The organism is Pseudomonas sp. Irchel s3a12 (genome assembly GCF_900187485.1).
GTDB lineage: Bacteria > Pseudomonadota > Gammaproteobacteria > Pseudomonadales > Pseudomonadaceae > Aquipseudomonas > Aquipseudomonas neuropathica.
In genome coordinates, this window is the sequence record NZ_FYDN01000007.1 from 177,175 (window position 1) to 201,609 (window position 24,435).

General features: G+C 60.2%; 24 protein-coding genes. 9 read left to right on the forward strand and 15 right to left on the reverse strand.

Annotated elements, in window-relative coordinates; all coding sequences use genetic code 11:
• The first annotated feature begins 130 nt into the window (after positions 1-130).
• The 4 genes from CKW14_RS13895 to lnt are packed head-to-tail and all read left to right on the forward strand — an operon-like array spanning position 131 to position 3,999.
• Complete coding sequence (locus tag CKW14_RS13895; RefSeq protein WP_095048764.1) at positions 131-1,129, forward strand: PhoH family protein; 999 nt, start codon at positions 131-133, stop codon at positions 1,127-1,129.
• Complete coding sequence (ybeY, locus tag CKW14_RS13900) at positions 1,122-1,616, forward strand: rRNA maturation RNase YbeY (RefSeq protein WP_064390733.1); 495 nt, start codon at positions 1,122-1,124, stop codon at positions 1,614-1,616. The genes CKW14_RS13895 and ybeY overlap by 8 nt, the downstream gene beginning before the upstream one ends.
• A gap of 5 nt (positions 1,617-1,621) precedes the next feature.
• A complete protein-coding gene (locus tag CKW14_RS13905; RefSeq protein WP_007909641.1) occupies positions 1,622-2,461 on the forward strand; it encodes an HlyC/CorC family transporter in 840 nt (279 codons plus the stop codon).
• Between the two features lie 14 nt (positions 2,462-2,475).
• Positions 2,476-3,999 carry an apolipoprotein N-acyltransferase gene (gene lnt / locus CKW14_RS13910; protein ID WP_095125491.1) on the forward strand — a complete coding sequence of 508 codons (1,524 nt, stop codon included), beginning with the start codon at positions 2,476-2,478 and terminating at the stop codon, positions 3,997-3,999.
• Positions 4,000-4,084: 85 nt separating this feature from the next.
• On the opposite strand, the gene CKW14_RS13915 is transcribed toward lnt, so the two are convergent.
• Together CKW14_RS13915 and CKW14_RS13920 are read right to left on the reverse strand one after the other, a co-directional pair.
• Positions 4,085-4,846: a YdcF family protein gene (locus CKW14_RS13915; protein WP_095125492.1), complete on the reverse strand. Its 762-nt coding sequence runs from the start codon at positions 4,844-4,846 to the stop codon at positions 4,085-4,087.
• Positions 4,847-4,950: 104 nt separating this feature from the next.
• Positions 4,951-5,274 (reverse strand): hypothetical protein, encoded by a 324-nt coding sequence (locus tag CKW14_RS13920; RefSeq protein ID WP_095048767.1) that lies wholly within the window; start codon positions 5,272-5,274, stop codon positions 4,951-4,953.
• Positions 5,275-5,529: 255 nt separating this feature from the next.
• On the opposite strand from CKW14_RS13920, the gene leuS reads away from it, so the two are divergent.
• The 5 genes from leuS to CKW14_RS13945 all read left to right on the forward strand — a co-directional run bounded on the left by leuS (position 5,530) and on the right by CKW14_RS13945 (position 11,637).
• Positions 5,530-8,136, forward strand: coding sequence for a leucine--tRNA ligase (gene leuS / locus CKW14_RS13925; protein WP_095048768.1), 2,607 nt, complete (start codon positions 5,530-5,532; stop codon positions 8,134-8,136).
• A gap of 87 nt (positions 8,137-8,223) precedes the next feature.
• Positions 8,224-8,829, forward strand: coding sequence for an LPS assembly lipoprotein LptE (gene lptE / locus CKW14_RS13930; RefSeq protein ID WP_095048769.1), 606 nt, complete (start codon positions 8,224-8,226; stop codon positions 8,827-8,829).
• Between the two features lie 39 nt (positions 8,830-8,868).
• Positions 8,869-9,906, forward strand: coding sequence for a DNA polymerase III subunit delta (holA, locus tag CKW14_RS13935; protein ID WP_095048770.1), 1,038 nt, complete (start codon positions 8,869-8,871; stop codon positions 9,904-9,906).
• Positions 9,907-10,089: 183 nt separating this feature from the next.
• Positions 10,090-10,254, forward strand: coding sequence for an alternative ribosome rescue factor ArfA (gene arfA, locus CKW14_RS13940; RefSeq protein ID WP_095048771.1), 165 nt, complete (start codon positions 10,090-10,092; stop codon positions 10,252-10,254).
• 60 nt (positions 10,255-10,314) lie between these two features.
• Entirely contained in the window at positions 10,315-11,637 is a 1,323-nt protein-coding gene (locus CKW14_RS13945) for a lytic murein transglycosylase (RefSeq protein ID WP_095048772.1), read from the forward strand.
• A gap of 112 nt (positions 11,638-11,749) precedes the next feature.
• Here CKW14_RS13945 and CKW14_RS13950 read toward each other — a convergent pair whose 3' ends face one another.
• From CKW14_RS13950 to CKW14_RS14010, 13 genes are all read right to left on the reverse strand, one after another.
• Positions 11,750-12,700 carry an LD-carboxypeptidase gene (locus CKW14_RS13950; protein ID WP_095125493.1) on the reverse strand — a complete coding sequence of 317 codons (951 nt, stop codon included), beginning with the start codon at positions 12,698-12,700 and terminating at the stop codon, positions 11,750-11,752.
• Positions 12,701-12,872: 172 nt separating this feature from the next.
• Positions 12,873-13,871 (reverse strand): lipoyl synthase, encoded by a 999-nt coding sequence (gene lipA / locus CKW14_RS13955; protein ID WP_167394918.1) that lies wholly within the window; start codon positions 13,869-13,871, stop codon positions 12,873-12,875.
• A 25-nt stretch (positions 13,872-13,896) separates the two neighbouring features.
• Positions 13,897-14,544: a lipoyl(octanoyl) transferase LipB gene (gene lipB, locus CKW14_RS13960; protein ID WP_095125494.1), complete on the reverse strand. Its 648-nt coding sequence runs from the start codon at positions 14,542-14,544 to the stop codon at positions 13,897-13,899.
• On the reverse strand, positions 14,544-14,819 hold the full coding sequence (locus tag CKW14_RS13965) for a DUF493 domain-containing protein (protein WP_039761816.1): 276 nt from the start codon (positions 14,817-14,819) through the stop codon (positions 14,544-14,546). Before CKW14_RS13965 ends, lipB begins: the two co-directional genes overlap by 1 nt.
• Before the next feature lie 85 nt (positions 14,820-14,904).
• A complete protein-coding gene (locus tag CKW14_RS13970) occupies positions 14,905-16,062 on the reverse strand; it encodes a D-alanyl-D-alanine carboxypeptidase family protein (protein ID WP_038361911.1) in 1,158 nt (385 codons plus the stop codon).
• A 187-nt stretch (positions 16,063-16,249) separates the two neighbouring features.
• Positions 16,250-17,260, reverse strand: a complete 1,011-nt coding sequence (locus CKW14_RS13975) for a septal ring lytic transglycosylase RlpA family protein (RefSeq protein ID WP_095048776.1) — start codon at positions 17,258-17,260, stop codon at positions 16,250-16,252.
• Positions 17,260-18,270: a lytic murein transglycosylase B gene (gene mltB / locus CKW14_RS13980; protein WP_007909597.1), complete on the reverse strand. Its 1,011-nt coding sequence runs from the start codon at positions 18,268-18,270 to the stop codon at positions 17,260-17,262. The genes CKW14_RS13975 and mltB overlap by 1 nt, the downstream gene beginning before the upstream one ends.
• 17 nt (positions 18,271-18,287) lie before the next feature.
• Positions 18,288-19,391 (reverse strand): rod shape-determining protein RodA, encoded by a 1,104-nt coding sequence (gene rodA / locus CKW14_RS13985; protein WP_095048844.1) that lies wholly within the window; start codon positions 19,389-19,391, stop codon positions 18,288-18,290.
• Positions 19,392-19,422: 31 nt separating this feature from the next.
• The gene (gene mrdA, locus CKW14_RS13990; protein ID WP_095048778.1) at positions 19,423-21,318 is read right to left on the reverse strand and encodes a penicillin-binding protein 2; all 1,896 of its coding nucleotides are present in this window, start codon (positions 21,316-21,318) and stop codon (positions 19,423-19,425) included.
• Between the two features lie 10 nt (positions 21,319-21,328).
• A complete protein-coding gene (gene rlmH, locus CKW14_RS13995; protein WP_003185785.1) occupies positions 21,329-21,796 on the reverse strand; it encodes a 23S rRNA (pseudouridine(1915)-N(3))-methyltransferase RlmH in 468 nt (155 codons plus the stop codon).
• Positions 21,797-21,805: 9 nt separating this feature from the next.
• Complete coding sequence (gene rsfS, locus CKW14_RS14000) at positions 21,806-22,300, reverse strand: ribosome silencing factor (protein ID WP_016986117.1); 495 nt, start codon at positions 22,298-22,300, stop codon at positions 21,806-21,808.
• A gap of 72 nt (positions 22,301-22,372) precedes the next feature.
• Positions 22,373-23,095 (reverse strand): nicotinate-nucleotide adenylyltransferase, encoded by a 723-nt coding sequence (gene nadD / locus CKW14_RS14005; RefSeq protein WP_095048779.1) that lies wholly within the window; start codon positions 23,093-23,095, stop codon positions 22,373-22,375.
• Positions 23,064-24,335, reverse strand: a complete 1,272-nt coding sequence (locus CKW14_RS14010) for a glutamate-5-semialdehyde dehydrogenase (RefSeq protein ID WP_095048845.1) — start codon at positions 24,333-24,335, stop codon at positions 23,064-23,066. The genes nadD and CKW14_RS14010 overlap by 32 nt, the downstream gene beginning before the upstream one ends.
• Between the last annotated feature and the right edge of the window lie 100 nt (positions 24,336-24,435).

The window sequence follows — 24,435 nt, forward strand, 5'->3', positions numbered from 1 at the left end:
CCTGTAGGAGCTGCCGGAGGCTGCGATCTTGGCGGTCTCGACGCCAAGAATATTTAAGAGCTTTCGCACCCAGGCCTCTGGCGTTATCCTTGATTTCATCTTAATTGCCCCAGGGCGGCTAAATACGACCTTGAACGCACCCATAGAACCACATCGTTTTATCCTCGAGCCTTTTGAGGCTCGCCGCTTCGCCAATCTGTGCGGGCAATTCGACGAGCATTTGCGCTTGATCGAACAGCGCCTGACCATCGAGATCCGCAACCGCGGAAACCAGTTCGAGTTGATCGGCGACCCCAAGCACACCACGTCTGCGGAAAACCTGCTGCGCCGCCTGTATCGGGAAACCAAAGGTACTGAGCTGTCGCCGGACCTCGTGCACCTGTTCCTCCAGGAATCGGCCGTGGTCGAGCTGGACAATCACGCCCCCGCCGAAGCCTCTGTCGCCCTGCGCACCAAGAAAGGCATGATTCGCCCACGCGGCTTGAATCAACTGCGCTATGTGAAGGAAATCCTCGGTAACGACATCAACTTCGGCATCGGTCCGGCCGGTACCGGCAAGACCTATCTGGCCGTGGCCTGCGCTGTCGATGCTCTGGAACGCGAGCAGATCCGCCGCATCCTGCTGGTGCGTCCGGCGGTTGAAGCGGGTGAAAAACTCGGCTTCCTGCCCGGCGACCTGTCGCAGAAGATCGACCCGTACCTGCGCCCGCTCTACGACGCACTCTACGAGATGCTCGGCTTTGAATACGTGGCCAAGCTGATCGAACGCCAGGTGATTGAAGTTGCGCCGCTGGCCTACATGCGCGGTCGCACGCTGAATAACAGCTTCATCATTCTCGACGAAAGCCAGAACACCACCGTCGAACAGATGAAGATGTTCCTGACCCGGATCGGCTTCGGCTCCACCGCAGTCATCACCGGTGACATCACCCAGGTCGACCTGCCGCGTGGCACCAAGTCCGGCCTGCATCATGTGATCGAAGTGCTCAAAGACGTGCCGGGCATCAGCTTCACACACTTCCAGCCAAAAGACGTCGTGCGCCATCCTTTGGTCCAGCGGATCGTCGAAGCCTACGAGCGCTTCGAAAACCGTGACGAAGCACCCAAGGACACCTCGCGAAATGCTTGAGCTAGACCTGCAAATCGCGACTGAAGCGAACGCGCCGAGTGAAGCCGACTTCCGCCTGTGGTGCGAACTTGCCCTGCGCCAGCGCACCGCCGACTCGGAAATGACCATTCGTCTGGTCGATGAGGAAGAAGGCCGCGAGCTCAATCACACCTGGCGCCACAAGGATTACGCGACCAACGTCCTGTCGTTCCCGGCCGAAGTACCCGACGAGTTTCTCGACATTCCATTGCTAGGCGATCTGGTGATCTGCGTGGCGGTGGTCGAGCGTGAAGCCGCCGAACAAGGCAAGGAACTAAAGGCCCACTGGGCACATCTGGTCATTCACGGCTGCTTGCATCTGCTGGGTTACGACCATATAGATGACGAAGAAGCTGAAGAAATGGAAGCACTGGAACGCGAGTTGCTTGCCGAACTGGGCTACCCCGATCCGTATGCGGACGACGAACCCGAAACATCCCCTATCGTTACAACAAAGGATTCAGAGTAATCGCTATGAGCGAAGATCGATCGAGCAACGGGCAGAAGTCATGGCTGGGTAAACTGACCCAGGCTTTTGCCCACGAGCCGAAGAACCGTCAGGAGCTTCTCGAGCTGCTGCGTGATGCACATCAGAACAAACTGCTGGACAGCGAAGCGCTGGCCATCGTCGAAGGCGCCATTCAGGTGGCTGACCTGCAAGTACGCGACATCATGGTGCCGCGTTCGCAGATGATCAGCATCAAGGCGACCCAGACACCCCGTGAATTCCTCCCGGCCGTGGTCGACTCGGCCCACTCGCGCTATCCGGTGATCGGCGAAAGCCATGACGACGTGATGGGCGTACTGCTGGCCAAGGATCTGCTGCCGCTGATCCTCAAGGAAAACGGCGACAGCTTCAACATCAAGGATCTGCTGCGCCCGGCCACCTTCGTGCCGGAGTCCAAGCGCCTGAACGTGTTGTTGCGTGAATTCCGCGCCAACCACAACCACATGGCCATCGTCATCGACGAATACGGCGGCGTGGCCGGTCTGGTAACGATTGAAGACGTGCTGGAACAGATCGTTGGCGACATCGAAGACGAGCACGACGTCGAAGAAGACAGCTACATCAAGCCACTGCCCAGCGGTGACTTCCTGATCAAGGCGCTGACGCCGATCGAGAACTTCAACGAGTTTTTCGACAGCGAGTTCTCCGACGATGAATTCGACACCGTCGGCGGTCTGGTGATGAGCGCGTTCGGGCACTTGCCAAAACGCAACGAAATCACTGAAATCGGCGCCTATCGTTTCCGCATCCTGAACGCCGACAGCCGTCGGATTCATTTGCTGCGACTGACGCCAATTGCTCGTTAATTCTAAGGACTGAAATGCGCTGGACAACCCGCCCCGGCTGGCCCGGTAACCTGCTGGCCGTGGCGGCCGGTGCAATCACCACCTTCGCTCTAGCACCTTTCAACATCTGGCCGCTGGCTTTGCTGGCGGTCGGCTTGTTCTATGCCGGTTTGCGCGAGCTGAGTCCGCGTCAGGCACTGGGCCGTGGCTGGTGCTTCGGTTTCGGCCTGTTTGGTGCCGGCACCAGCTGGATCTATTACAGCATCCACCATTTCGGCGGCGCTTCGGTGCTGTTGGCCGGGTTCCTGATGCTGCTGTTTACGGCGGCGATTGCCTGGTTCTTCGCCTTGCCGGCCTGGTTATGGGCGCGCTGGTTGCGCCGTAACGAAGCACCTGTGGCTGATGCCTTGGCGTTCGCTGCCTTGTGGGTCGGCCAGGAAGCGTTTCGTGGCTGGTTCCTCACCGGCTTCCCATGGCTGTACTCGGGTTACAGCCAGCTCGATGGCCCATTGGCCGGACTCGCTCCAGTGGGTGGCATGTGGCTGGTGTCGTTCGTTCTGGCACTGACCGCTGCACTGATCTACAACGCCCCACGCCTGCTGCAAACCGGCCGCAAAGGTTTTGTTGCCGCAGGTTTGGTGCTGCTGGTTGGCCCTTGGGTGGCCGGCACTGCGCTCAAGGGCCATGCCTGGACCAGCCCCTCCGGCGCGCCGCTGAGTGTTGCCGCGATTCAGGGTAACGTCGCGCAAAGCATGAAATGGGATCCGGCTGAGCTCAACGCGCAGTTGGCTTTGTATCGCGATTTGAGCTTCCGCTCGAAACCGGTGGACCTGCTGATCTGGCCGGAAACCGCCGTGCCGGTATTGAAGGAGTCCGCCGAGGGCTACCTGACCATGATGGGCACCTTCGCCGCCGAGCGTAAATCGGCGCTGATCACTGGTGTACCGATCCGCGAAACCGTTCGTCACGAAAAACGCTTCTTCAATGGCATCACCGTGGTCGGCGAAGGCGACGGTACTTATCTGAAACAGAAACTGGTGCCCTTCGGCGAATACGTGCCACTGCAGGATGTATTGCGCGGGCTGATCGCCTTCTTCGACCTGCCAATGTCCGACTTTGCCCGTGGCCCGGCCGATCAGGCGTTGTTGCAGGCCAAGGGTTATCAGATCGCACCGTTTATCTGCTACGAAGTGGTGTATCCGGAATTTGCCGCCAGCCTGTCGGCGCGCAGTGATTTGCTGCTGACGATCAGCAATGACACCTGGTTCGGTACCTCGATCGGTCCGCTGCAACATTTGCAGATGGCGCAGATGCGCGCGCTTGAGGCTGGGCGCTGGATGATTCGTGCAACCAACAACGGTGTGACCGGACTGATCAACCCGTTCGGGCAGATCACCGAGCAGATTCCGCAGTTTGAACAAGGGATTTTGTACGGTGAAGTGGTACCGATGCACAACCTGACGCCGTACCTGCAATGGCGCTCGTGGCCATTGATCATCCTGTGCGTTCTGTTGTTTGGCTGGGCACTGATGGCCAGCCGGATGTCGAAAACACTTTAAAGCAAAGATCGCAGCCTGCGGCAGCTCCTACAGGGAAAATACAAATCCCGTGTAGGAGCTGCCGCAGGCTGCGATCTTTTGATCTTCAGCGGTAAAACAGCGAATACCCCACCTGCCCCACCGCTTCATTCAACAACTGCCCGCTCTGCCAGATCGACTTGAACTCCGGCAGCCAGCCACCAAACGGTCTCGCGTTATCAGTTCCGAGAAATCCGACCGGGGCCGGCACCACTTCAAAACCCGCCTGTTGAAAACTCCATACCGATCGCGGCATGTGCCAGGCCTGCGTCACCACGACCACGCGCTTGATCCCCTGCGGCAACAAGATATCGGCCGTGAACTTCGCATTTTCCCACGTAGTGCGGCTCTCGCCTTCCTGCCAGCGCACGGTCACGCCAAAATCGTCGCGCAACGAATCCGCCATCAACTTCGCCTCGGTCGGCGGCGTACCGTAATGCAGGCCACCAGTGGTCAAAATCGGCAAACCGGATGCCTTCGCCAGTCGAGCCGCATACCGCTGACGCTCAAGGCCCACACCGGTCGGCTGATCCTCACCCCAGGCCAGATCGCCGCGCTCACGACCTGAGCCCAACACCACAATCGCGTCGGCCCGCTGCGCCAGCGTCGCCCACTCTTCACGGGCCAACGGTGGCTCGCGTTCCAGAGCTTTCGCGCCCCACTGCACGACCACCGGCAGGCTCATCAGCCACATTCCGCCAAAGCCAATGGCAAAACACAATCCAGCCAGGCGCGGCCGTGAGCGGCGCAGCCACCAAGCGGCCAGCAACAGCAGCAAAAGAATGCCGGGTGGTAACAAAAGTTGTTTGATGAAATAACGAAAAGGCATCGAGCATCTCCACAGATGCCCGAAGCCTAAGAGTGTTAATAAAGCGTTACAACCAATAGGTGGGATCCCGTTGAAAAAGATCCGGTTCTTGACCTGCCATGCGCTTACTTGGCCTGTACAGAGCGAACCTTGACGGTGTCTCTGCCGGGCGCCTTGTCCTTGAGCCAGATGACCTTGGCCGAATGTGCTGCATCGAGCTGCTTCACTGCCTGTGACAAGCATCCATGCGTTTCACGTTCACTGCGATCCAGATAGGCCTTGACCAGTTTGAACTCGGCGGGACTCAAGCCACGCAATTCCAGTTCCAGGGGGCGCTCGTCGCGCAGCCGGTCAGCGGTTTTTAATGCGTCCAGGGCCATACCAAGACGATCGATCAATCTTTCGTACAACTCGGGTTTCGTCACGTTTTTTTGCCGTTGCTCCACCATCCCTCACCTCATTGAAGATAAGACTCACTCCCCAGTTAGAGCTTAGCTTCGCTGCACAAACCGGCTGCACGCCGCGACCAACGGCCCTCGCCACGGATTTGCCGGGACAAACAGCTGTAATCAGGGTTTCCCTAGGCCGAGCGCGGTCATGTATGCTACGGCGCTTCCTGTAATTCCACTTCCAGCTCGTCCGGGCCAACCCCGGCACCTGCGTTGAAGAGGATTAGGCCACCCCTATCCAGTACAAAAGTAGCCATGCACGAACAATATCAGCCCCGTGAAATCGAAGCCGCCGCCCAGTCGTTCTGGGACGAGCAAAAGTCCTTTGAAGTCAGTGAACAGCCAGGCAAGGAAACCTACTACTGCCTGTCGATGTTCCCTTACCCCAGCGGCAAGCTACACATGGGGCACGTGCGCAACTACACCATCGGCGACGTGATCTCCCGCTACCAGCGCATGCTCGGCAAGAACGTTCTGCAACCTATGGGTTGGGACGCGTTCGGCATGCCGGCAGAAAACGCCGCGATGAAGAACAACGTCGCGCCGGCCAAGTGGACCTACGAAAACATCGCCTACATGAAAACCCAGCTGCGCAGCCTGGGTCTGGCGGTCGACTGGTCGCGCGAAGTCACCACCTGCAAGCCGGATTACTACCGCTGGGAACAATGGCTGTTCACTCGCCTGTTCGAAAAAGGCGTGATCTACCGTAAAAACGGCACCGTGAACTGGGACCCGATCGACCAGACCGTTCTCGCTAACGAACAGGTGATCGACGGTCGCGGCTGGCGTTCCGGGGCGCTGATCGAAAAGCGCGAAATCCCGATGTACTACTTCAAGATCACCGCCTACGCGGATGAGCTGCTGGAGAGCCTCGACGAGCTGACTGGCTGGCCTGAACAGGTCAAGACCATGCAGCGCAACTGGATCGGCAAATCCCGCGGCATGGAAGTGCAGTTCCCGTACAACGTCGACTCGATTGGCGTAGCCGGCACCCTGAAAGTCTTCACTACCCGTCCGGACACCCTGATGGGCGCGACCTATGTCGCCGTGGCTGCCGAGCATCCGCTGGCGACCCAGGCAGCGCAGAACAACCCTGAGCTGCAAGCGTTCATCGCTGAATGCAAGGGCGGCAGCGTTGCTGAAGCCGACGTCGCCACACAAGAGAAAAAAGGCCTGCCGACCGGCCTGTTCGTCGAGCACCCGCTGACCGGTGAGAAACTGCCTGTTTGGGTCGCCAACTACGTGCTGATGCACTACGGCGACGGCGCTGTAATGGCCGTACCGGCGCACGACGAGCGCGATTTCGAATTCGCTCACAAGTACAACCTGCCAGTGAAATCGGTGGTGCGTACCAGTTCCGGCGACAGCAACCCGGCCCCGTGGCAAGACGCCTACGGCGAGCACGGCACACTGATCAACTCCGGCGAATTCGACGGTCTCGACTTCGCGGGTGCGTTCGACGCCATCGAAGTGGCCCTGATCAAGAAAGAACTGGGCGCCTCGCGCACTCAGTTCCGCCTGCGCGACTGGGGCATCAGCCGTCAGCGCTACTGGGGCTGCCCGATCCCGATCATCCACTGCGATGCATGCGGTGACGTGCCGGTACCGGAAGATCAACTGCCTGTGGTCCTGCCGGAAGACGTGGTGCCGGACGGTGCTGGTTCGCCGCTGGCGCGCATGCCGGAATTCTACGAGTGCAGCTGCCCGAAATGCGGTCAGCCTGCCAAGCGTGAAACCGACACCATGGATACGTTCGTCGAGTCGTCGTGGTACTACGCCCGTTACGCCTCGCCGCACTTTGAAGGCGGTCTGGTGGAAAAATCCGCAGCCGACCACTGGTTGCCAGTCGATCAGTACATCGGTGGTATCGAACACGCCATTCTTCACCTGCTCTACGCGCGCTTCTTCCACAAGCTGATGCGTGACGAAGGCCTGGTCAGCTCCAACGAGCCGTTCAAGAACCTGCTGACCCAAGGCATGGTGATCGCCGAAACCTACTACCGTCGCGAAGCCAATGGTGCTTACACCTGGTTCAACCCGGCGGACGTAGAACTCGAGCGCGACAGCAAAGCCAAGGTCATCAGTGCCAAGCTGAAATCCGACGGTCTGCCGGTAGAAATCGGCGGCACCGAGAAGATGGCCAAGTCGAAGAACAACGGCGTTGACCCACAGTCGATGATCGATCAGTTCGGCGCCGACACCTGCCGCCTGTTCATGATGTTCGCTTCGCCACCTGACATGAGCGCTGAGTGGTCCGACTCCGGCGTCGAAGGTTCGCACCGTTTCCTCAAGCGCGTCTGGCGTCTGGCGCAAGCCCACGTCACTCAGGGCTTGCCGGGCAAGCTGGACATCGCCAGCCTGAACGACGAGCAGAAGGCCGTGCGCCGCGCCATTCACGTGGCCATCAAGCAGGCCAGCCACGACGTCGGCCAGAACCACAAATTCAACACCGCCATCGCCCAGGTAATGACGCTGATGAACGTGCTGGAAAAAGCCGCGCAAAGCACCGAGCAGGATCGCGCGCTGATTCACGAAGGTCTGGAAGCCGTGACGCTGTTGCTGGCACCAATCACGCCGCACATCAGCCACGAACTGTGGAACCAGCTGGGTCACGCCGATGCAGTCATCGACGCCGGGTGGCCGGCAGTGGATGAAAGCGCTTTGGTGCAGGACAGCCTGACCCTGGTCATCCAGGTCAACGGCAAACTGCGCGGCCAGATCGAAATGCCGGCCAGCGCGACCCGCGAAGAAGTTGAAGCAGCAGCCCGCGCCAACGAAAACGTACTGCGTTTCGTCGACGGCCTGACTATTCGTAAAGTGATCGTTGTGCCGGGGAAACTGGTCAACATCGTCGCCAGCTAATTGGATCGGGCGCCAGGCTCGCCTGGCGCCAAGTAAAACCTTTCGGGCCGTACAATCGGCCCACGTGGTTTCAAGGGGAGCAACACAATGATCAAACGCAATCTGCTGGTGATGGGCCTCGCCGTTCTGTTGAGCGCCTGCGGTTTCCAGCTGCGCGGTACCGGCACTAACGAACTGTCGATCAAGGAACTCGACCTGAGCGCCCGTAATGCCTACGGCGAGACGGTCACGCAACTGCGTCAGGTGCTGGAGTCGAGCGGCGTCAAGGTTTACAGCGGTGCTCCGTACAAACTTTTCCTGGCTGACCAGCAGGAGAGCCAGCGCATCCTCAGCTACGCCGGTGCCGGTCGTACGGGCGAGTATCAAGTCAGTACTGTTCTGAACTACGAGATCCGTGGCGACAAGAACCTGCAACTGCTCAGCGACAAACTTGAAGTTCAGAAAGTGTTTATCCACGACGGTAACAACCTCGTGGGCTCCGATCAGGAAGCCAACGACGCCCGTCGCGAAACCACTCGCGAACTGGTCCAACGCATGATGTTGCGTCTGCAGCAACTGACTCCGGGTCAACTGCAGCAGCTGCAGCAAGCCGCCAATGACCGCGCCAAGGCAGAAGCCGATGCGCTGCAAGCGGCACAAAAGGCTGAAGCGGAAACCCCGCGCCAGTCGCCGCTCGAAGTACCGCAGCAGTAAGACGTTCGGGGCGCTCAGGCGCCCCGTTCGGCATTTCTTATGAAGCTCGCTCCCGCCCAACTCGGTAAACACCTGCAAGGTGCTTTGGCGCCTGTCTACATCATCAGCGGCGATGACCCGCTACTGTGCCAGGAAGCCGCCGACGCCATCCGCAGCGCTGCGCGTCAGCAAGGTTTTGATGAACGCCAGGTCTTCGCCGCCGACGCCAATTTCGATTGGGGCACGTTGTTGCAGGCCGGCGCCAGCATGTCGTTGTTCGCCGAAAAGCGCCTGCTGGAACTGCGCCTGCCCTCGGGCAAACCCGGTGACAAAGGCGCCGCTGCATTCATCGAATACTGCTCGCGTCCCGCTGAAGACACGGTGCTGCTGATCAGCCTGCCGAAGATGGATGGCAGCGCGCAGAAAACCAAGTGGGGCAAGGCACTGGTGGAAGGCCAGCAGACCCAGTTCATCCAGATCTGGCCGGTGGACGCCAATCAGTTGCCGAGCTGGATTCGTCAGCGCTTGTCTCAGGCTGGTTTGTCGGCCAGCCAGGACGCGGTCGAACTGATTGCAGCACGCGTCGAAGGCAACTTGCTCGCTGCCGCGCAGGAAATCGAAAAGCTCAAATTGATGGCCGAAGGTGGGCAAATCACCGTTGAAACCGTGCAGGCCGCCGTGGCCGACAGTGCGCGGTTCGACGTGTTCGGCCTGACCGATGCCGTGCTCAACGGCGAACCGGCTCACGCCTTGCGCATGCTTGAAGGCTTGCGCGGTGAAGGTGTCGAACCGCCGGTGATTCTCTGGGCGCTGGCGCGGGAGCTGCGCTTGCTGGCTAATATTTCGTTGCAATACAGCCAGGGTACGCCGCTGGACAAGTGTTTCAGCCAGGCGAAGCCGCCCGTCTGGGACAAGCGCAAACCTTTGATGAGCAAAGCCCTGCAACGCTACTCGGCGCAACGCTGGGCGCAGTTGTTGCTCGAAGCCCAGCGCATCGATGCGCAGATCAAGGGCCAGGCTGCCGGTTCGCCGTGGATGAGCCTGAGCCGCTTGGCGTTGTTGATGGCTGGCCAGCGACTTTCACTGCCTGCTGAATAACCTGTCCTACCGCATAACGGCTATTCGCGAGCAGGCTCGCTCCCACATTTGCAATGCATTTCAATGTGGGAGCGAGCCTGCTCGCGAAAGCGCCAGAACATTCCTACACAACAGGCACTGGACAGACGCCCGACATCGGCAGATTATTTCCCCCGCAAAACCCACTCACTCGAGAGACCCCTCATGAGCAAAAAGCCAGCAAAGCATGGCCCCAACAAGGCCAAATCCATCGTCGCCCAACCCCTGTTCCGCAGCCGCCAGGAACGACCAGCCAAGGGTAAAGGCAGCTACCGCCGCGAAGCCTTCCAGTCTGACAGCTGGGAGGCTTCTTACTTTCTGGCCGCTTAAAGCGCAGTACCCCCCGCTCATGTTAAGGTCTGCACCTGATTCGTTTTCCTGGAACTGTGCATGCCCCTAAGTCTTTCCCGTCGCTGGCCTGTTCGCCAATTGATCGCTGCCTCCAGCTTCATTCTGCTTGTCGCCTGCGCGGAAAAACCGACCGCCGCCGATGCGCAACCCCTTCAAGCCGCGCCCGTCGCCACGGCCCCAGCGATCATCCCGCCGGTAGTGCCGTCCGCCGACCCTCTTGATCTTCAGCCGACCCAGACCTTTGCCGAATGGCAGGCCGGTTTCCGCAAGGACGCCCTCGCCGCCGGGATCCGCCCTGACCTGTTCGATCGCGCCTTTGCCAATATCAGCTTCGACGCTAGCGTGATTCGCGCCGACCGCAGTCAGCCGGAATTTTCCCGTCCGGTGTGGGAATACCTTGATGGCGCGCTCTCGCCACTACGAGTGCGTAAAGGTCAGGCACTGATCAGCCAGTACGCCGATATTCTGCAAAGCATCGAACAGCGTTATGGCGTTGACCGTCAGGCGCTGGTGTCGGTGTGGGGCATGGAAAGCAATTTCGGTCAGTTTCAGGGCAGTAAGTCGGTGATCAACTCGCTGGCCACCCTCGCTTACGAAGGCCGTCGGCCGGGCTTTGCTCATGCGCAATTGATCGCTGCGCTGCAGATCCTGCAACAGGGTGACATCACGCCAGAGAAGATGCTCGGCTCGTGGGCTGGCGCCATGGGGCAGACCCAGTTCATTCCGACCACTTACAACACTCACGCAGTGGACTTCGACGGTGACGGTCGCCGCGATATCTGGGGCAGTCCTGCCGATGCGCTGGCCTCAACTGCGCATTACCTGCAAAGCTCCGGCTGGCAGCGTGGCCAGCCGTGGGGGTTTGAAGTGCAGCTGCCGAGCAGCTTCAACTACACCCTGGCTGATGGCGCGATTCGCAAGAGTGTCGCCGAATGGCGTCAGTTGGGCGTGACCCTGCCGAATGGCGGTCAGGTGCCAGCAGGCTCTGAACAACTGTCTGCCGCCCTGCTGCTGCCGGCTGGTTATCGTGGGCCGGCATTCCTGATCCTCGACAACTTCCGCGCGATCCTCAAGTACAACAACTCCTCGTCGTACGCGCTGGCAGTGAGCCTGTTGTCCGAGCGTTTCAGCGGTGGCGGCTTGATCAACGGCAGTTGGCCAAAAGATGACCTGCCGCTGAGCCGCACCGAGCGTATGGAATTGCAGACCCTGCTGAGTGCGCGCAATTACGATGCCGGCACGGCGGACGGGATCATCGGCGCCAACACGCGCAAGGCGATTCGCAGTGCCCAGCAGTCATTTGGCTGGCCGGCGGACGGGTATCCGACGCACAAGTTGCTGGAAAGCCTGCGTAGCCAATAGAACGAATGCCGTATGGCTGATATCGCTTTCGCGAGCAGGCTCGCTCCCACATTGAAATACATTCCAAATGTGGGAGCCTGCTCGCGGAGACTGACTATCAGGCAATAAACCTTCAGGCCTTGATCACCACATCCTGCTCCAGCATCAATTCCTGCTTCCCGGCATCCAGCCGCACCAGCGCCCCCATCGGCAGCGTCAGGTTCGGATCGCAATGCCCGCTACGCCACCCCGATAACACCGGAATCCGCAACGGCTCGAAAGTCTGCTTGAGCAATCGGTTCAGTGCCGCGACTTCCACCCCCGCCACATCCCCGACCAGCACACCTCGCAATTTTGCCAGTTTGCCGGCCAGGCGCATCTGTGTCAGCAAGCGATCAATGCGATACAGCGGCTCGTTGATGTCCTCGATGAGCAGAATCACCCCTTCGACATCAATCTCGTAAGGCGTGCCCAAGGTTGCGGCGATCATCGCCAGATTACCGCCGAGCAAGCGTCCGTGCGCAATGCCAGGTTCGACGGTAGTCAACGGATAAGCCACCGGATGGCTCAGCACACTCCCCGCCTTCAATTGCCCGCGCAGCATGGCGAAGAATGAAGTGACCGTCGGCGGCTCCTTGTCGCCCAACAAGTCAGCGTTGAGCAGCGGCCCGTGGAAGGTCACGAATCCTGCGTAACGACTGATGGCCAGGTGCAGCGCGGTGATATCGCTGTAGCCAACGAATGGCTTGGCATGGCGGCTCAGCAGGTCGTAATCGATCCGGTCGAGCAAGCGCGGCGTGCCGTAGCCGCCGCGCAGGCAAATGATGGCATCGACCTCGGGATCAGCGAATGCCGCATGCAGATCACGCAAACGCACGTCGTCACTGCCAGCCAGATAGCCGTCTTTTTCATAAACACCGGGAAACACCTTCAGCCCATAACCGCGGGCTCGCATCCATCGCACCGCCTCATCGGTGTCCAGAGCACCAGGACCGGCAGGCGCAATGACGCCGATCAACCCTTCCGAGGGCAGTGCAGGCACGGCTCTGTGTGGGCAAAGAGTATGGGTCGGTCGAACGGTCATCCTTGGATCTCCCTGTGAGTCATGCACACACAGTAGTCAGGAACGGGGGCAAACAGAAGAGGGTCGGCCACGCCGCAGGTTGCAGGAAAAATCAGCATCGAATGTAAGACGGGCAAAAAAATGCCCGCCGGGCGTTAAAACCTCGGCGGGCATTTTTTCATTCAGCGCCGGATCAGGAACCCAGCAGCTCAGCCTTGACCAACTTCGCTTGCTCGTCGGCGTGGTATGAAGAACGCACCAGCGGCCCCGAGGCAACGTTTTTGAAGCCCATCTTGTAACCTTCCTCGGCGAACCAGGCGAAGGTGTCCGGGTGCACAAAGCGCTGCACCGGCAAGTGACTACGGGACGGTTGCAGGTACTGGCCGAGGGTCAGCATGTCGATGTCATGTTCGCGCATGCGCTTCATGACTTCGATGACTTCCTCGTCGGTCTCACCCAGACCCAGCATCAAGCCGGATTTGGTCGGAATATGCGGCATCATCTGCTTGAAGCGTTGCAGCAAGGTCAGCGACCACTGGTAATCCGAACCCGGGCGCGCTGCCTTGTAGAGGCGCGGCACGGTTTCCAGGTTGTGGTTGAACACATCCGGCGGCTCGGCCGCGGTGATTTCCAGCGCGACGTCCATGCGGCCACGGTAGTCCGGAACCAGGGTTTCCAGCTGCACGTTCGGCGACAGTTTGCGGATTTCGCGGATGCAGTCGGCAAAGTGCTGGGCACCGCCGTCACGCAGGTCGTCGCGGTCAACCGAGGTGATCACCACGTACTTGAGCTTGAGGTCGGCGATGGCGATGGCCAGGCTTTGCGGCTCATTGACGTCCAGTGGCTTCGGACGACCGTGACCGACGTCGCAGAACGGGCAGCGACGGGTGCAGATGTCGCCCATGATCATGAACGTCGCGGTGCCACCGGAGAAGCACTCGCCGAGGTTCGGGCAGGACGCTTCTTCGCAGACGCTGTGCAGCTTGTGCTTGCGCAGCAGGCTCTTGATACGGTCGACTTCCGGCGAAACCGGGATGCGTACACGAATCCAGTCAGGTTTCTTCGGCAGTTCGGTAGTCGGAATGATCTTTACCGGAATGCGTGCAACCTTCTCGGCGCCGCGCAGCTTGACGCCGGCTTCTACCTTGGGACGCGGGGCCGGGCGCTCGGTCACGTCGAGCGTCGGGATCATGGTTTGCACTGCATCAGTAGTCATATCAGTCGATTCCGCCCGTCAGGGTCGTCTGCTCAGCATAGTCGAGGTGTTTGACGAGCTGCGCGCGCAGCCGGGCACTTACCTCGGCAAATTCAATCGATCCTGCGTGGTCGCTCAGCTGGGTCATCGCCAGCCCGGCATAGCCGCAGGGATTAATCCGTCGAAACGGTTCCAGGTTCATATCCACGTTCAGGGCCAGGCCATGAAAGGAACAACCGTGGCGAATCCGCAAACCCAGAGAAGCGATTTTCGCTCCATTGACGTACACGCCGGGAGCGTCTGGCTTGGCCGCCGCGGTCACGCCGTAGCTGGCCAGCAGTTCGATCAGGCAAAGCTCCATGCGGCTGACCAGATCACGCACGCCGAAACCCAGCTTGCGTACATCCAGCAGCAGATAGGCCACCAACTGGCCGGGGCCATGATATGTCACCTGCCCGCCGCGATCGACCTGCACTACCGGGATATCACCCGGCAGCAACAGATGTTCGGCCTTGCCGGCCTGGCCCTGAGTGAACACCGGCGGGTGTTCGACGAGCCAGATTTCGTCGGCGGCATCGCTGCCGCGTTCGTTGGTAAAGCGTTGCATGGCATGCCAGACCGGCTCGTAAGCCATCTGGCCGAGCTCACGAAAGCCCAGCGTGCCCGGCATCACAACACCATGTGCACGAAGCCGGTCGCCCGCAGTTCGCTGTTGATGTTGTACAGCTGATCCTGATCGGTCGCGACGATGTGCAACTGAATGGTGGTGTATTTGCCGTTGGTGCTTTGACGCTCGTCGATGCGCTCATCATTGATGGTCGCGTGTTTCTTGACGATGTCGATGATCTTGTCTTTGTTGCCCACACCGGTATCGCTGATCACCTTAACGGGATAATCCGTGACAGGGAATTCGATCTTTGGCGCCTTTACTTCGGTATCGGTCATGGCGTAACGGCCTCTTGAGCGCAAGCCGTGATAACGCGCATGGCCCCGCACCAGATCGGGGCGGGGCCATGCAGGTCAACACAAATCAGTTGAACAAGCCGTAGAAGAATAGACGGATGCTATCCCACATGCGGCGGAAGATACCACCCTCCTCGACGCCATCCAGAGCGATCAGGTCAGCGCTGTGCACGACCTTGTCTTCCAGTTTGACTTCGACTTTACCGATCACGTCGCCCTTGGCGATTGGCGCGGTCAGTTGCGGGTTCATGGTCATGCTCGCAGCAAGCTTCTTCAGCTGGCCTTTTGGCAGGGTCATGGTCAGGTCTTCAGCCAGGCCGGCCTTGACTTGATTGGTGGTGCCTTTCCACACCGGGGCCTGAGCCAATTCGGTGCCCTTCTGATAGAAGGTCTGGGTTTCGAAGAAGCGGAAGCCGTAAGTCAGCAGCTTCTGGGTCTCAGCGGCGCGAGCCACTTCGCTGTTGGTGCCGAACACCACGGCGATCAGACGCTGGCCGTCACGTACAGCCGAGGACACCATGCAGTAGCCGGCTTCGTCGGTGTGACCGGTTTTCAGACCGTCAACGGTCTTGTCGCGCCACAGCAGCAGGTTGCGGTTAGGCTGCTTGATGCCATTCCAGAAGAACTCTTTCTGCGAGTAGATCGCGTAGTGAGCCGGGTCTTCGTGGATGATCGCACGGGCCAGGATCGCCATGTCGTGAGCCGACGAGTAATGCTCAGGGTTTGGCAGACCGGTCGGGTTCATGAAGTGGGAATTGGTCATGCCCAGATCAGTCACAGTCTTGTTCATCAGGTCGGCGAACGCGTCTTCGCTACCGGCGATGTGCTCGGACAGCGCCACGCTGGCGTCGTTGCCGGACTGGATGATGATGCCGTGCAGCAGGTCGCTGACAGTCACCTGCGAGCCGACTTTGATGAACATCCGCGAACCGCCGGTGCGCCAGGCGTTTTCGCTGACGGTCACCGGATCGTTTTCACCGATCTGGCCGCGACGGATTTCCAGGGTCGCGATGTAAGCGGTCATCAGCTTGGTCAGGCTGGCCGGTGGCAGACGCTGGTCGCCATTGTTCTCGACCAGCACGTTGCCGCTGCTGGCATCCATCAGAACGTAGGCTTTGGCAGCCAGTTGCGGTGGCGACGGCATCATCTCGGCCGCGAAGGCGGCTGGCGAGAGGAGCAGCGGGACTAGCAGACACAGGCGTTTGGCAAAGGTGGTGATGTTCATCCGTCTCTCGAAATCGCTAATGGAAACTGTCCTTGCGGACAAAATTTAATCAGATGACTTTCTAACGAGTCATCGCGTGTTGAGTTGCTCACTCCAGTCACCCTTGCCGGGCTTTTGTTCTTCGACGAGCCAACAACCTGGTTCACCCCCCGATACCGCAAGTGAACCGTCAATCAAGTTCTACGTATTACTCGGTGACCACACTTGGCGAACCAAGGTTGGCCAGGCGCACGCTGTTCTGCACCTGGGCAATTTCACCCGGCGAGCCGATCGGCCCCAGGCGAACCCGGTGCAGGGTCTGTTGATTGCGCACGATCGAGCTGATGAACACCGGAGCGCTCACCATCCCGCTGAGCTTCGACCTCAGCAGTTCTGCAGCGTCCGGGTTGGCGAACGCGCCCACCTGCAGATACTGGCCAGACGCTGGTGCAGAAGCGTTTTTTTTTGCACTCATCGGCACGGGGACGGTGTCGGAGGCATGTTGCTGCGGCGGTGGCGTCCATTGCTCGACGGTGCCGGCCGAGGCCGTGATCACCGGGGCGCTACTCTGCGCGACTTGCGGCTCGTTGAGCATCAAAGGCGCCGGACGGCCCTTGGCGGCCCACCACTGCTGAGGATCGATGCCTTCGACCTTGACCCGCGCGGTGCCGATTTCGGCATAACCGAGCTTCTTCGCCGCAGCATAGGACAGGTCGATGATACGGTCAGAATAGAACGGCCCACGGTCGTTGACCCGCAGGATCACGCTCTTGTTATTGTCCAGGTTGGTCACCCGAACGTAACTTGGCAGTGGCAATGTCTTGTGGGCGGCACTCATGCCGTACAGGTCGTAGACCTCGCCGTTGGCGGTGTTCTGACCGTGAAACTTGGTGCCGTACCAGGACGCCGTACCCGAAGCCACGTAGGTCTTCGATTCCTGCAGCGGGAAGTAGGTCTTGCCCAGCACCGTGTACGGGTTGGCCTTGTACGGACCGGTGTGCAGGGTCGGCGTGGCGTCCGGGATGCGCGATACGTCGACGTCCCACCACGGCGCGCCATCTTTATGCGCACGGTTGATGTCCAGGCCCGGCTGGGCACGCACAGCGGTCGTGGTGGTTTTCTGAGTCGGCGAACGGCTGGTCGAGCAACTGGCGACCAGCACCGCCAACGCAGCGAATGCCACCAGCTTCAGGGGTTTATTGTTAGGCAATGCCCGCATTACTTGACGCCCCGTGCTTGTACCAGCTGTTCAGACAGTTGATGTACGGCCATGGCGTACATCACGCTGCGGTTATAACGCGTGATCGCGTAGAAATTCTTCAGGCCCATCCAGTATTCAGGGCCGTTGTCGCCTTCGAGGCGAAATGCAGTAACCGGCATATCATCGCGCAGCGCATCATGACTTGACCAGCCCAGCACTCGCAACTCTCCAACCGTTTTCGTCGGTTCGATGCCGGTGGTCAGGCCTTCATCGACCTGTTCGCCACGGACATCGGCACGGCTGACCACCGGCTCACCCGCGACCCAGCCGTGACGTTTGAAATAACTGGCGACGCTGCCGATCGCATCATCCGGGTTGTTCCAGATATTGATGTGGCCGTCACCGTCGAAATCCACCGCGTAAGCGCGAAAGCTGCTCGGCATGAACTGCGGCAGGCCCATGGCCCCGGCGTACGAGCCTTTGAGGGTCAATGGATCGACCTGTTCTTCACGCGCCAGCAGCAGGAACTCACGCAGTTCCTTGCGGAAAAATTCGGCACGGGGAGGATAGTCGAAACCGAGCGTGGACAAGGCATCGATCACCCGGTAATTACCGGTATTACGTCCGAAAAAGGTTTCAACGCCAATGATCGACACGATGACTTGTGCCGGCACGCCGTATTCCTGCTCGGCACGGGCCAGCGTCGCCTCGTGCTGACGCCAGAAGTCCACACCGCGTGCAATGCGCGCATCGGTGATGAACATCGGACGGTATTCTTTCCACTGCTTGACCCGCTCGGCAGGCCTGGAAATGGCGTCGAGAATCGCCTGCTTGCGCTGAGCTTCGCGGAACACCGCCATCAGCTGCTCACCAGCAAAACCGTAGTCGCGGGTCATTTCACCGACGAACTCGGCCACCTGCGGCGACCCTTCGTATTCGCCGGCCAGCGCTTCCTGCACGCTACCCAGCAGGCCCATCAGGCCTACCAATGGCGCGCATCGAGTCGCCCAGCCACGCATAACTTGCATTGAACTCTTCACCTTATTCAAACCTGTGCGATCCACTTGCGATGGGTATGGATCGACATCAAAACCCCAAACGCTGACAGCAGCGTCACCAGCGAAGTTCCTCCGTAGCTAATGAACGGCAACGGCACCCCTACAACCGGCAACAGGCCACTGACCATACCGATGTTGACGAAAACGTAAACAAAAAACGTCATAGTCAACGCGCCGGCGAGCAATTTGCCGAACAGCGTCTGGGCTTGAGCGGTAATCACCAGCCCCCGTCCAATCAGCAACAGATAGATCAGCAACAGCGCGCAGATACCGACCAGACCGAACTCTTCGCCGAGTACGGCAATGATGAAGTCGGTGTGGCTTTCCGGGAGGAAGTCCAAGTGCGACTGGGTGCCGAGCAGCCAGCCCTTGCCGAACACGCCGCCGGAACCAATCGCCGCTTTCGACTGAATGATGTTCCAGCCGGTGCCGAGCGGATCGCTTTCCGGGTCGAGGAAGGTCAGGATTCGCTGCTTCTGGTAGTCGTGCATGATGAAAAACCACATAGCCACCGACACCGGGATCGCCGCCGCCAGCACGCTGAGAATCCAGCGCCAGCGCAGCCCGCCCATGAACAGTACGAACGCGCCACCGGCAAGGATCAGCAGCGAAGTTCCCAGGTCAGGCTGGCGCACGATCAACACGAACGGCACGCCGATCAGCATCAGACTGATGCCGACATGCTTGAGTTGCGGCGGCAGCGTGCGCTTGGACAGATACCAGGCGATGGTCGCCGGCATCAGGATCTTCATGAACTCCGAAGGCTGGAAGCGGATCACCCCGGGGATATTGATCCAGCGTGTCGCGCCCATGGCGTTGTGCCCCATGATGTCCACCACCAACAGCAGCACCACGCCGATCACATAGCCGAGCGGCACCCAACGCGCCATGAAACGCGGCTCGAACTGGGCGATGATGATCATCGACACCAGACCGATACCGAATGAAGTGGCCTGCTTGGCCAGCAGATCCCAGCTTTTGCCACTGGCCGAATACAGCACGAACAGGCTGCCGGCGGCGAGTATCAGCAGCAGGATCAACAACGGGCCATCGATATGCAGTCTTTGCAGCAACGTCGCGCGGCGACGCATCACATCCTCACTGGAGAGCATGCGATCAAAGTTATTCATCACGGGCCGTAGCCTCCGCACTGATTGGGCTGGCGTATTCGGCCTTCAAACGTCCGTCCTGATCGAGCAGCCAGGCATCCATGACCTGGCGCACCACAGGCGCGGCAACGCCGGAACCGGACTCACCGTTCTCGACCATCACCGAAACGACGATTTTCGGGTCATCGGCCGGAGCAAAACCGACGAACAGGGCGTGGTCGCGGTGGCGCTCCTGAACCTTGGAGCGGTCGTACTTCTCGCCCTGTTTGATCGCCACGACCTGCGCGGTACCCGACTTGCCGGCGATGCGGTATTGCGCGCCGATCGCCGCTTTGCGCGCGGTACCGCGGGCACCGTGCATTACCTGCTGCATGCCGTGGTTGACCTTGGTCCAGTCCGACGGATCACGCAGGATGATGTCCGGCATCGGATTCTCGTCCACCGGTTTCACCCCTTCGAGGGATTTGGCCAGGTGCGGACGGTTCCAAACGCCTTTGTTGGCCACCAGCGCGGTGGCCTGGGCCAGTTGCAGCGGGGTCGATTGCATATAGCCCTGGCCGATCCCGAGGATCAGGGTTTCGCCGGGGAACCACGCCTGCTTACGCGTCGCCCGCTTCCACTCGCGGGACGGCATCAGACCGGGGGATTCTTCGAACATGTCCAGCGAGACCTTCTGGCCGATGCCGAACTTGTTCATGTAGGCCGACAACCGATCGATACCGAGCTTGTGCGCCAGGTCATAGAAGTAGGTGTCGTTGGAACGCATGATCGCCGTGTCGAGGTCGACGAAGCCGTCACCGGTGCGGTTCCAGTTACGGTATTTGTGATCGTAGTTGGGCAGCATGTAGTAGCCCGGGTCGAATACCCTGCTCGACGCAGTCACTACACCGGAATCGAGGCCGGCAATCGCCACCGCCGGTTTGATCGTCGAGCCTGGCGGATACAGACCGCGCAACACGCGATTGAACAGCGGCCGGTCAATGGAATCACGCAACTCGGCATAGGCCTTGAAGCTGATCCCGGTGACGAACAGGTTCGGGTCGAAGCTCGGCTGACTGACCATCGCCAGCACTTCGCCGGTCTTCGGATCGAGCGCAACTACCGCACCACGACGTCCGCCGAGTGCAGCCTCCGCGGCTTCCTGCAACTTGATGTCCAGGCTCAGAACAATGTCCTTGCCGGGAATCGGATCGGTGCGCTTGAGCACGCGCAAGACGCGGCCGCGGGCGTTGGTTTCGACTTCTTCGTAACCGACCTGACCGTGCAATTCCGGCTCGTAGAAACGCTCGATGCCGGTCTTGCCAATGTGGTGGGTGCCGCTGTAATTGACCGGATCGAGGGTCTTCAGCTCTTTCTCGTTGATCCGCCCCATGTAGCCGACCGAGTGCGCAAAGTGCGCGCCCTGCGGATAGTGACGAACCAGCTGCGCCACCACTTCTACGCCGGGCAGCCGGAACTGGTTCACCGCAATCCGGGCGATCTGCTCCTCGGTCAGCTCGAACAGGATCGGCACCGGCTCGAACGGTCGGCGCCCCTGACGCATGCGCTTCTCGAAGATCACCCGGTCTTCAGGCGTCAGCTCCAGCACTTCGACGATGACGTCGAGCACCTGCTGCCAGTCGCCGGAGCGCTCGCGGGTCATGCTCAGGCTGAAGCTTGGACGGTTGTCCGCCACCACCACGCCGTTGCGGTCGAAAATCAACCCACGGGTTGGTGGAATTGGCTGCACATGGACACGGTTGTTTTCCGAGAGCGTCGAGTGGTACTCGTACTGGATCACCTGCAAGTAATACAGCCGCGCGATCAACACGCCGATCAGCAGCATGATCGCAATGGCCCCGAACACGACGCGGCTACGCACCAGGCGTGCGTCCTTTTCGTGGTCCTTGATGCGGATCGGCTGAGACATGAGGGCTGGATTACTTGTGGTAAGGGTGACCGGACAGCACGGTCCAGGCACGATACAACTGTTCGCCGATCAGGATCCGCACCAACGGGTGCGGCAACGTCAGCGGCGACAACGACCAGCGCTGATCGGCACGGGCGCAGACTTCAGGCGCCAGCCCTTCCGGGCCACCGACCATGAAATTGACCGTGCGCGAATCCAGCCGCCAACGGTCGAGTTCGACCGCCAGCTGCTCGGTACTCCAGGGTTTGCCGTGGACTTCCAGCGTGACGATCCGCTCGTTCGGCCCGACCTTGGCCAGCATGGCTTCGCCTTCCTGGCGGATGAATCGGGCCACGTCGGCATTCTTGCCACGGGTATTGAGCGGTATTTCCACCAGTTCCAGCGCCAGCTCGGACGGAAGACGCTTGGCATATTCATGCCAGCCTTCTTCCACCCACTTGGGCATGCGTGAACCGACGGCGATCAGGCGCAGTCGCACAGCAATCCCTTACAGCTGGTCTTTGTTGAGCTTGGTGAAATGCTCGTGGGTGTTTTCCGGGCTGTGGTGCTTGGCATCGGCCGCACGGCTCTGCTCGGCACCGGCCCACAGGCGTTCCAGGTCGTAGAACTGACGTGCCGAGGCGGTCATCATGTGCACGATCACCAGGTCCAGGTCGAGCAGCACCCAGTCACTGTCGCCCTTGCCTTCTTCGCCCAGCGGCTTGGCGCCCTGCTTTTTGACTTCTTCGCGAACCTTGTCGAGCATCGCGTTGATCTGGCGGTTGGAAGTACCGGTGGCGATGATCATGTAGTCAGTGATGCTCTGCTTGTCGCGAACATCGATGATCTGGATGTCTTGTGCCTTGACGTCTTCCAGGGCAGCCACGGCCAGCTTGACCAGCTCGTCGCCTTTCAGCGGCTCATTGGTGTTGACCGGCTCTGGCAGCGGGGCGCTCTTGAATGTGCCTTTGCGCTTTACTTTGGTTTGGTCTTTGTCAGTCATATAAAACTCGTTTTGCTCGTATATTCGGCGGCTTGGCGACACGTGGATTCGTATCAGTGAAGCACGCCTTGTTCAGTTCGACGCACGGTACAGACCGTGCGCATCGATGTAGGCCAGGACCGCGTCGGGCACCAGGAAACGTACCGACTTACCGCTGGCCAGCAGTTGACGGATCTGGGTGGCGGAAACCGCGAGCGGTGTCTGCCAGACGAATGCAATCTGTCCGCTCGGCCCTTTCAGGGCCAGCGGGTCGCTCACCGAACGCGCTGCCAGCAGGTTGCGCAAGGCATCCGGCGGTTCGCTGTCGGCGTCCGGGCGCTGTAGCACCAGGATATGGCAATGCTGGAGCAACTCTTCCCAGCGGTGCCAAGTGGGCAGGCCGCAAAATGCGTCCCAGCCCAAAAGCAGAAAAACCTGGGTCTCGGCGGGCATTTCCGCGCGCATCGACTCTAGGGTATCAATGGTCCAAGACGGTTTGTCCCGCTGCAATTCGCGGGCGTCCACCACCAGCGGCGGCAATCCGGCCACCGCACATTCGACCATCGCCAGCCGATCCTGCGCCGACACCTGCGGCGTACCGCGATGAGGCGGCCGCGCGTTCGGCATCAGGCGCAACTCATCGAGCGCCAGCGCTTCGGCGACTTCCAGCCCACCGCGCAAATGGCCGATGTGCACCGGGTCGAACGTGCCGCCCAGGACGCCAATGCGCCGGGGGCGGTACTCGTTGCCGGCTTGCGGCGCTGTCAGGTCGAGGTCGGTCAAGTCAGACCGTCGCCTGGCCGCGCAACTGGCCATCACCGACCACGACGTACTTCTCGCAGGTCAGTCCTTCGAGACCCACCGGGCCGCGGGCGTGCAGCTTATCAGTAGAAATACCGATCTCGGCACCCAATCCGTATTCAAATCCATCGGCAAAGCACGTCGGCGTGTTGATCATCACCGACGCCGAGTCGACTTCCGCCACAAAACGACGGGTGTCAGCGAGGTTTTCGCTGACGATCGAGTCGGTGTGATGGGAGCCGTAATGGTTGATGTGTTCGATCGCCTGATCCAGACCGTCGACCACGCGAATCGACAGGATCGGCGCCAGATACTCGGTGCTCCAGTCCTCTTCGCTGGCAGCAACGGCTTCGATGATCGCCCGCGTACGTTCGCAACCACGCAGTTCGACGCCTTTTTCGCGGAACTGGGCGGCCATCGACGGCAGGAAATCCTTAGCAACAGTTTGATCGACCAGCAAGGTCTCCATCGCACCGCAAATACCGTAGCGATAAGTCTTGGCATTGAACGCGATGCGCTGGGCCTTGGGCAGATCGGCGTGGGCACTGACGTAAACGTGGCAGATACCGTCCAGATGCTTGATCACTGGTACGCGGGCATCACGGCTGATACGTTCGATCAGGCCACGGCCACCGCGCGGCACGATCACGTCGACGTACTCGGGCATGGTGATCATCGCGCCAACAGCGGCACGGTCAGTGGTTTCGACCACTTGCACCACAGCGGCAGGCAATTCGGCCTCGGCCAGACCGCGCTGAATGCATGCGGCAATCGCACGGTTGGAATGAATCGCTTCAGAGCCACCGCGCAGAATGGTCGCATTGCCGGACTTCAGGCACAGGCTGGCAGCATCGATGGTCACGTTGGGACGTGACTCGTAGATGATCCCGATCACGCCCAACGGCACGCGCATCTTGCCGACCTGAATGCCCGACGGACGGAAGCTCATGTCGCGGATCGCACCGACCGGATCCGGCAGTGCAGCGACCTGACGCAAACCGACGATCATGCCGTCGATGCGCGCCGGGGTCAGTTCCAGACGCTCCAGCAGTGCCGGTTCCAGACCATTGGCGCGACCGGCGGCCAGATCCTGCTCATTGGCGGCGGCAAGCTCGGCGCGCGCGGCGTCCAAGGCATTGGCAGCAGCCTGCAAGGCGCGGTTTTTCTGCGCGGTGCTGGCACGGCCGATGACCCGGGAGGCTTCGCGGGCGGCGCGACCCAATCGGGTCATGTAGTCAAGAACGGACTCAGTCATGGTCTGCTGGGGTCTTGGCAAAGAGGAAAGCGGCAGATTATAGCTGCCGCGTCCCGGGACTAACAGCGGTGACGGGCGGATGGTCGAAATGAACGCGGAT

Bases quoted from the DNA above. Each gene is read 5' to 3' on its own strand.
- ybeY (WP_064390733.1), top strand. From the start codon at position 1,122: ATGCTTGAGCTAGACCTGCAAATCGCGACTGAAGCGAACGCGCCGAGT.
- CKW14_RS13905 (WP_007909641.1), top strand. From the start codon at position 1,622: ATGAGCGAAGATCGATCGAGCAACGGGCAGAAGTCATGGCTGGGTAAA.
- lnt (WP_095125491.1), top strand. From the start codon at position 2,476: ATGCGCTGGACAACCCGCCCCGGCTGGCCCGGTAACCTGCTGGCCGTG.
- CKW14_RS13915 (WP_095125492.1), bottom strand. From the start codon at position 4,846: ATGCCTTTTCGTTATTTCATCAAACAACTTTTGTTACCACCCGGCATT.
- CKW14_RS13920 (WP_095048767.1), bottom strand. From the start codon at position 5,274: ATGGTGGAGCAACGGCAAAAAAACGTGACGAAACCCGAGTTGTACGAA.
- leuS (WP_095048768.1), top strand. From the start codon at position 5,530: ATGCACGAACAATATCAGCCCCGTGAAATCGAAGCCGCCGCCCAGTCG.
- lptE (WP_095048769.1), top strand. From the start codon at position 8,224: ATGATCAAACGCAATCTGCTGGTGATGGGCCTCGCCGTTCTGTTGAGC.
- holA (WP_095048770.1), top strand. From the start codon at position 8,869: ATGAAGCTCGCTCCCGCCCAACTCGGTAAACACCTGCAAGGTGCTTTG.
- arfA (WP_095048771.1), top strand. From the start codon at position 10,090: ATGAGCAAAAAGCCAGCAAAGCATGGCCCCAACAAGGCCAAATCCATC.
- CKW14_RS13945 (WP_095048772.1), top strand. From the start codon at position 10,315: ATGCCCCTAAGTCTTTCCCGTCGCTGGCCTGTTCGCCAATTGATCGCT.
- CKW14_RS13950 (WP_095125493.1), bottom strand. From the start codon at position 12,700: ATGACCGTTCGACCGACCCATACTCTTTGCCCACACAGAGCCGTGCCT.
- lipA (WP_167394918.1), bottom strand. From the start codon at position 13,871: ATGATCCCGACGCTCGACGTGACCGAGCGCCCGGCCCCGCGTCCCAAG.
- lipB (WP_095125494.1), bottom strand. From the start codon at position 14,544: ATGCCGGGCACGCTGGGCTTTCGTGAGCTCGGCCAGATGGCTTACGAG.
- CKW14_RS13965 (WP_039761816.1), bottom strand. From the start codon at position 14,819: ATGACCGATACCGAAGTAAAGGCGCCAAAGATCGAATTCCCTGTCACG.
- CKW14_RS13970 (WP_038361911.1), bottom strand. From the start codon at position 16,062: ATGAACATCACCACCTTTGCCAAACGCCTGTGTCTGCTAGTCCCGCTG.
- CKW14_RS13975 (WP_095048776.1), bottom strand. From the start codon at position 17,260: ATGCGGGCATTGCCTAACAATAAACCCCTGAAGCTGGTGGCATTCGCT.
- mltB (WP_007909597.1), bottom strand. From the start codon at position 18,270: ATGCAAGTTATGCGTGGCTGGGCGACTCGATGCGCGCCATTGGTAGGC.
- rodA (WP_095048844.1), bottom strand. From the start codon at position 19,391: ATGCGTCGCCGCGCGACGTTGCTGCAAAGACTGCATATCGATGGCCCG.
- mrdA (WP_095048778.1), bottom strand. From the start codon at position 21,318: ATGTCTCAGCCGATCCGCATCAAGGACCACGAAAAGGACGCACGCCTG.
- rsfS (WP_016986117.1), bottom strand. From the start codon at position 22,300: ATGACTGACAAAGACCAAACCAAAGTAAAGCGCAAAGGCACATTCAAG.
- nadD (WP_095048779.1), bottom strand. From the start codon at position 23,095: ATGGCCAGTTGCGCGGCCAGGCGACGGTCTGACTTGACCGACCTCGAC.
- CKW14_RS14010 (WP_095048845.1), bottom strand. From the start codon at position 24,335: ATGACTGAGTCCGTTCTTGACTACATGACCCGATTGGGTCGCGCCGCC.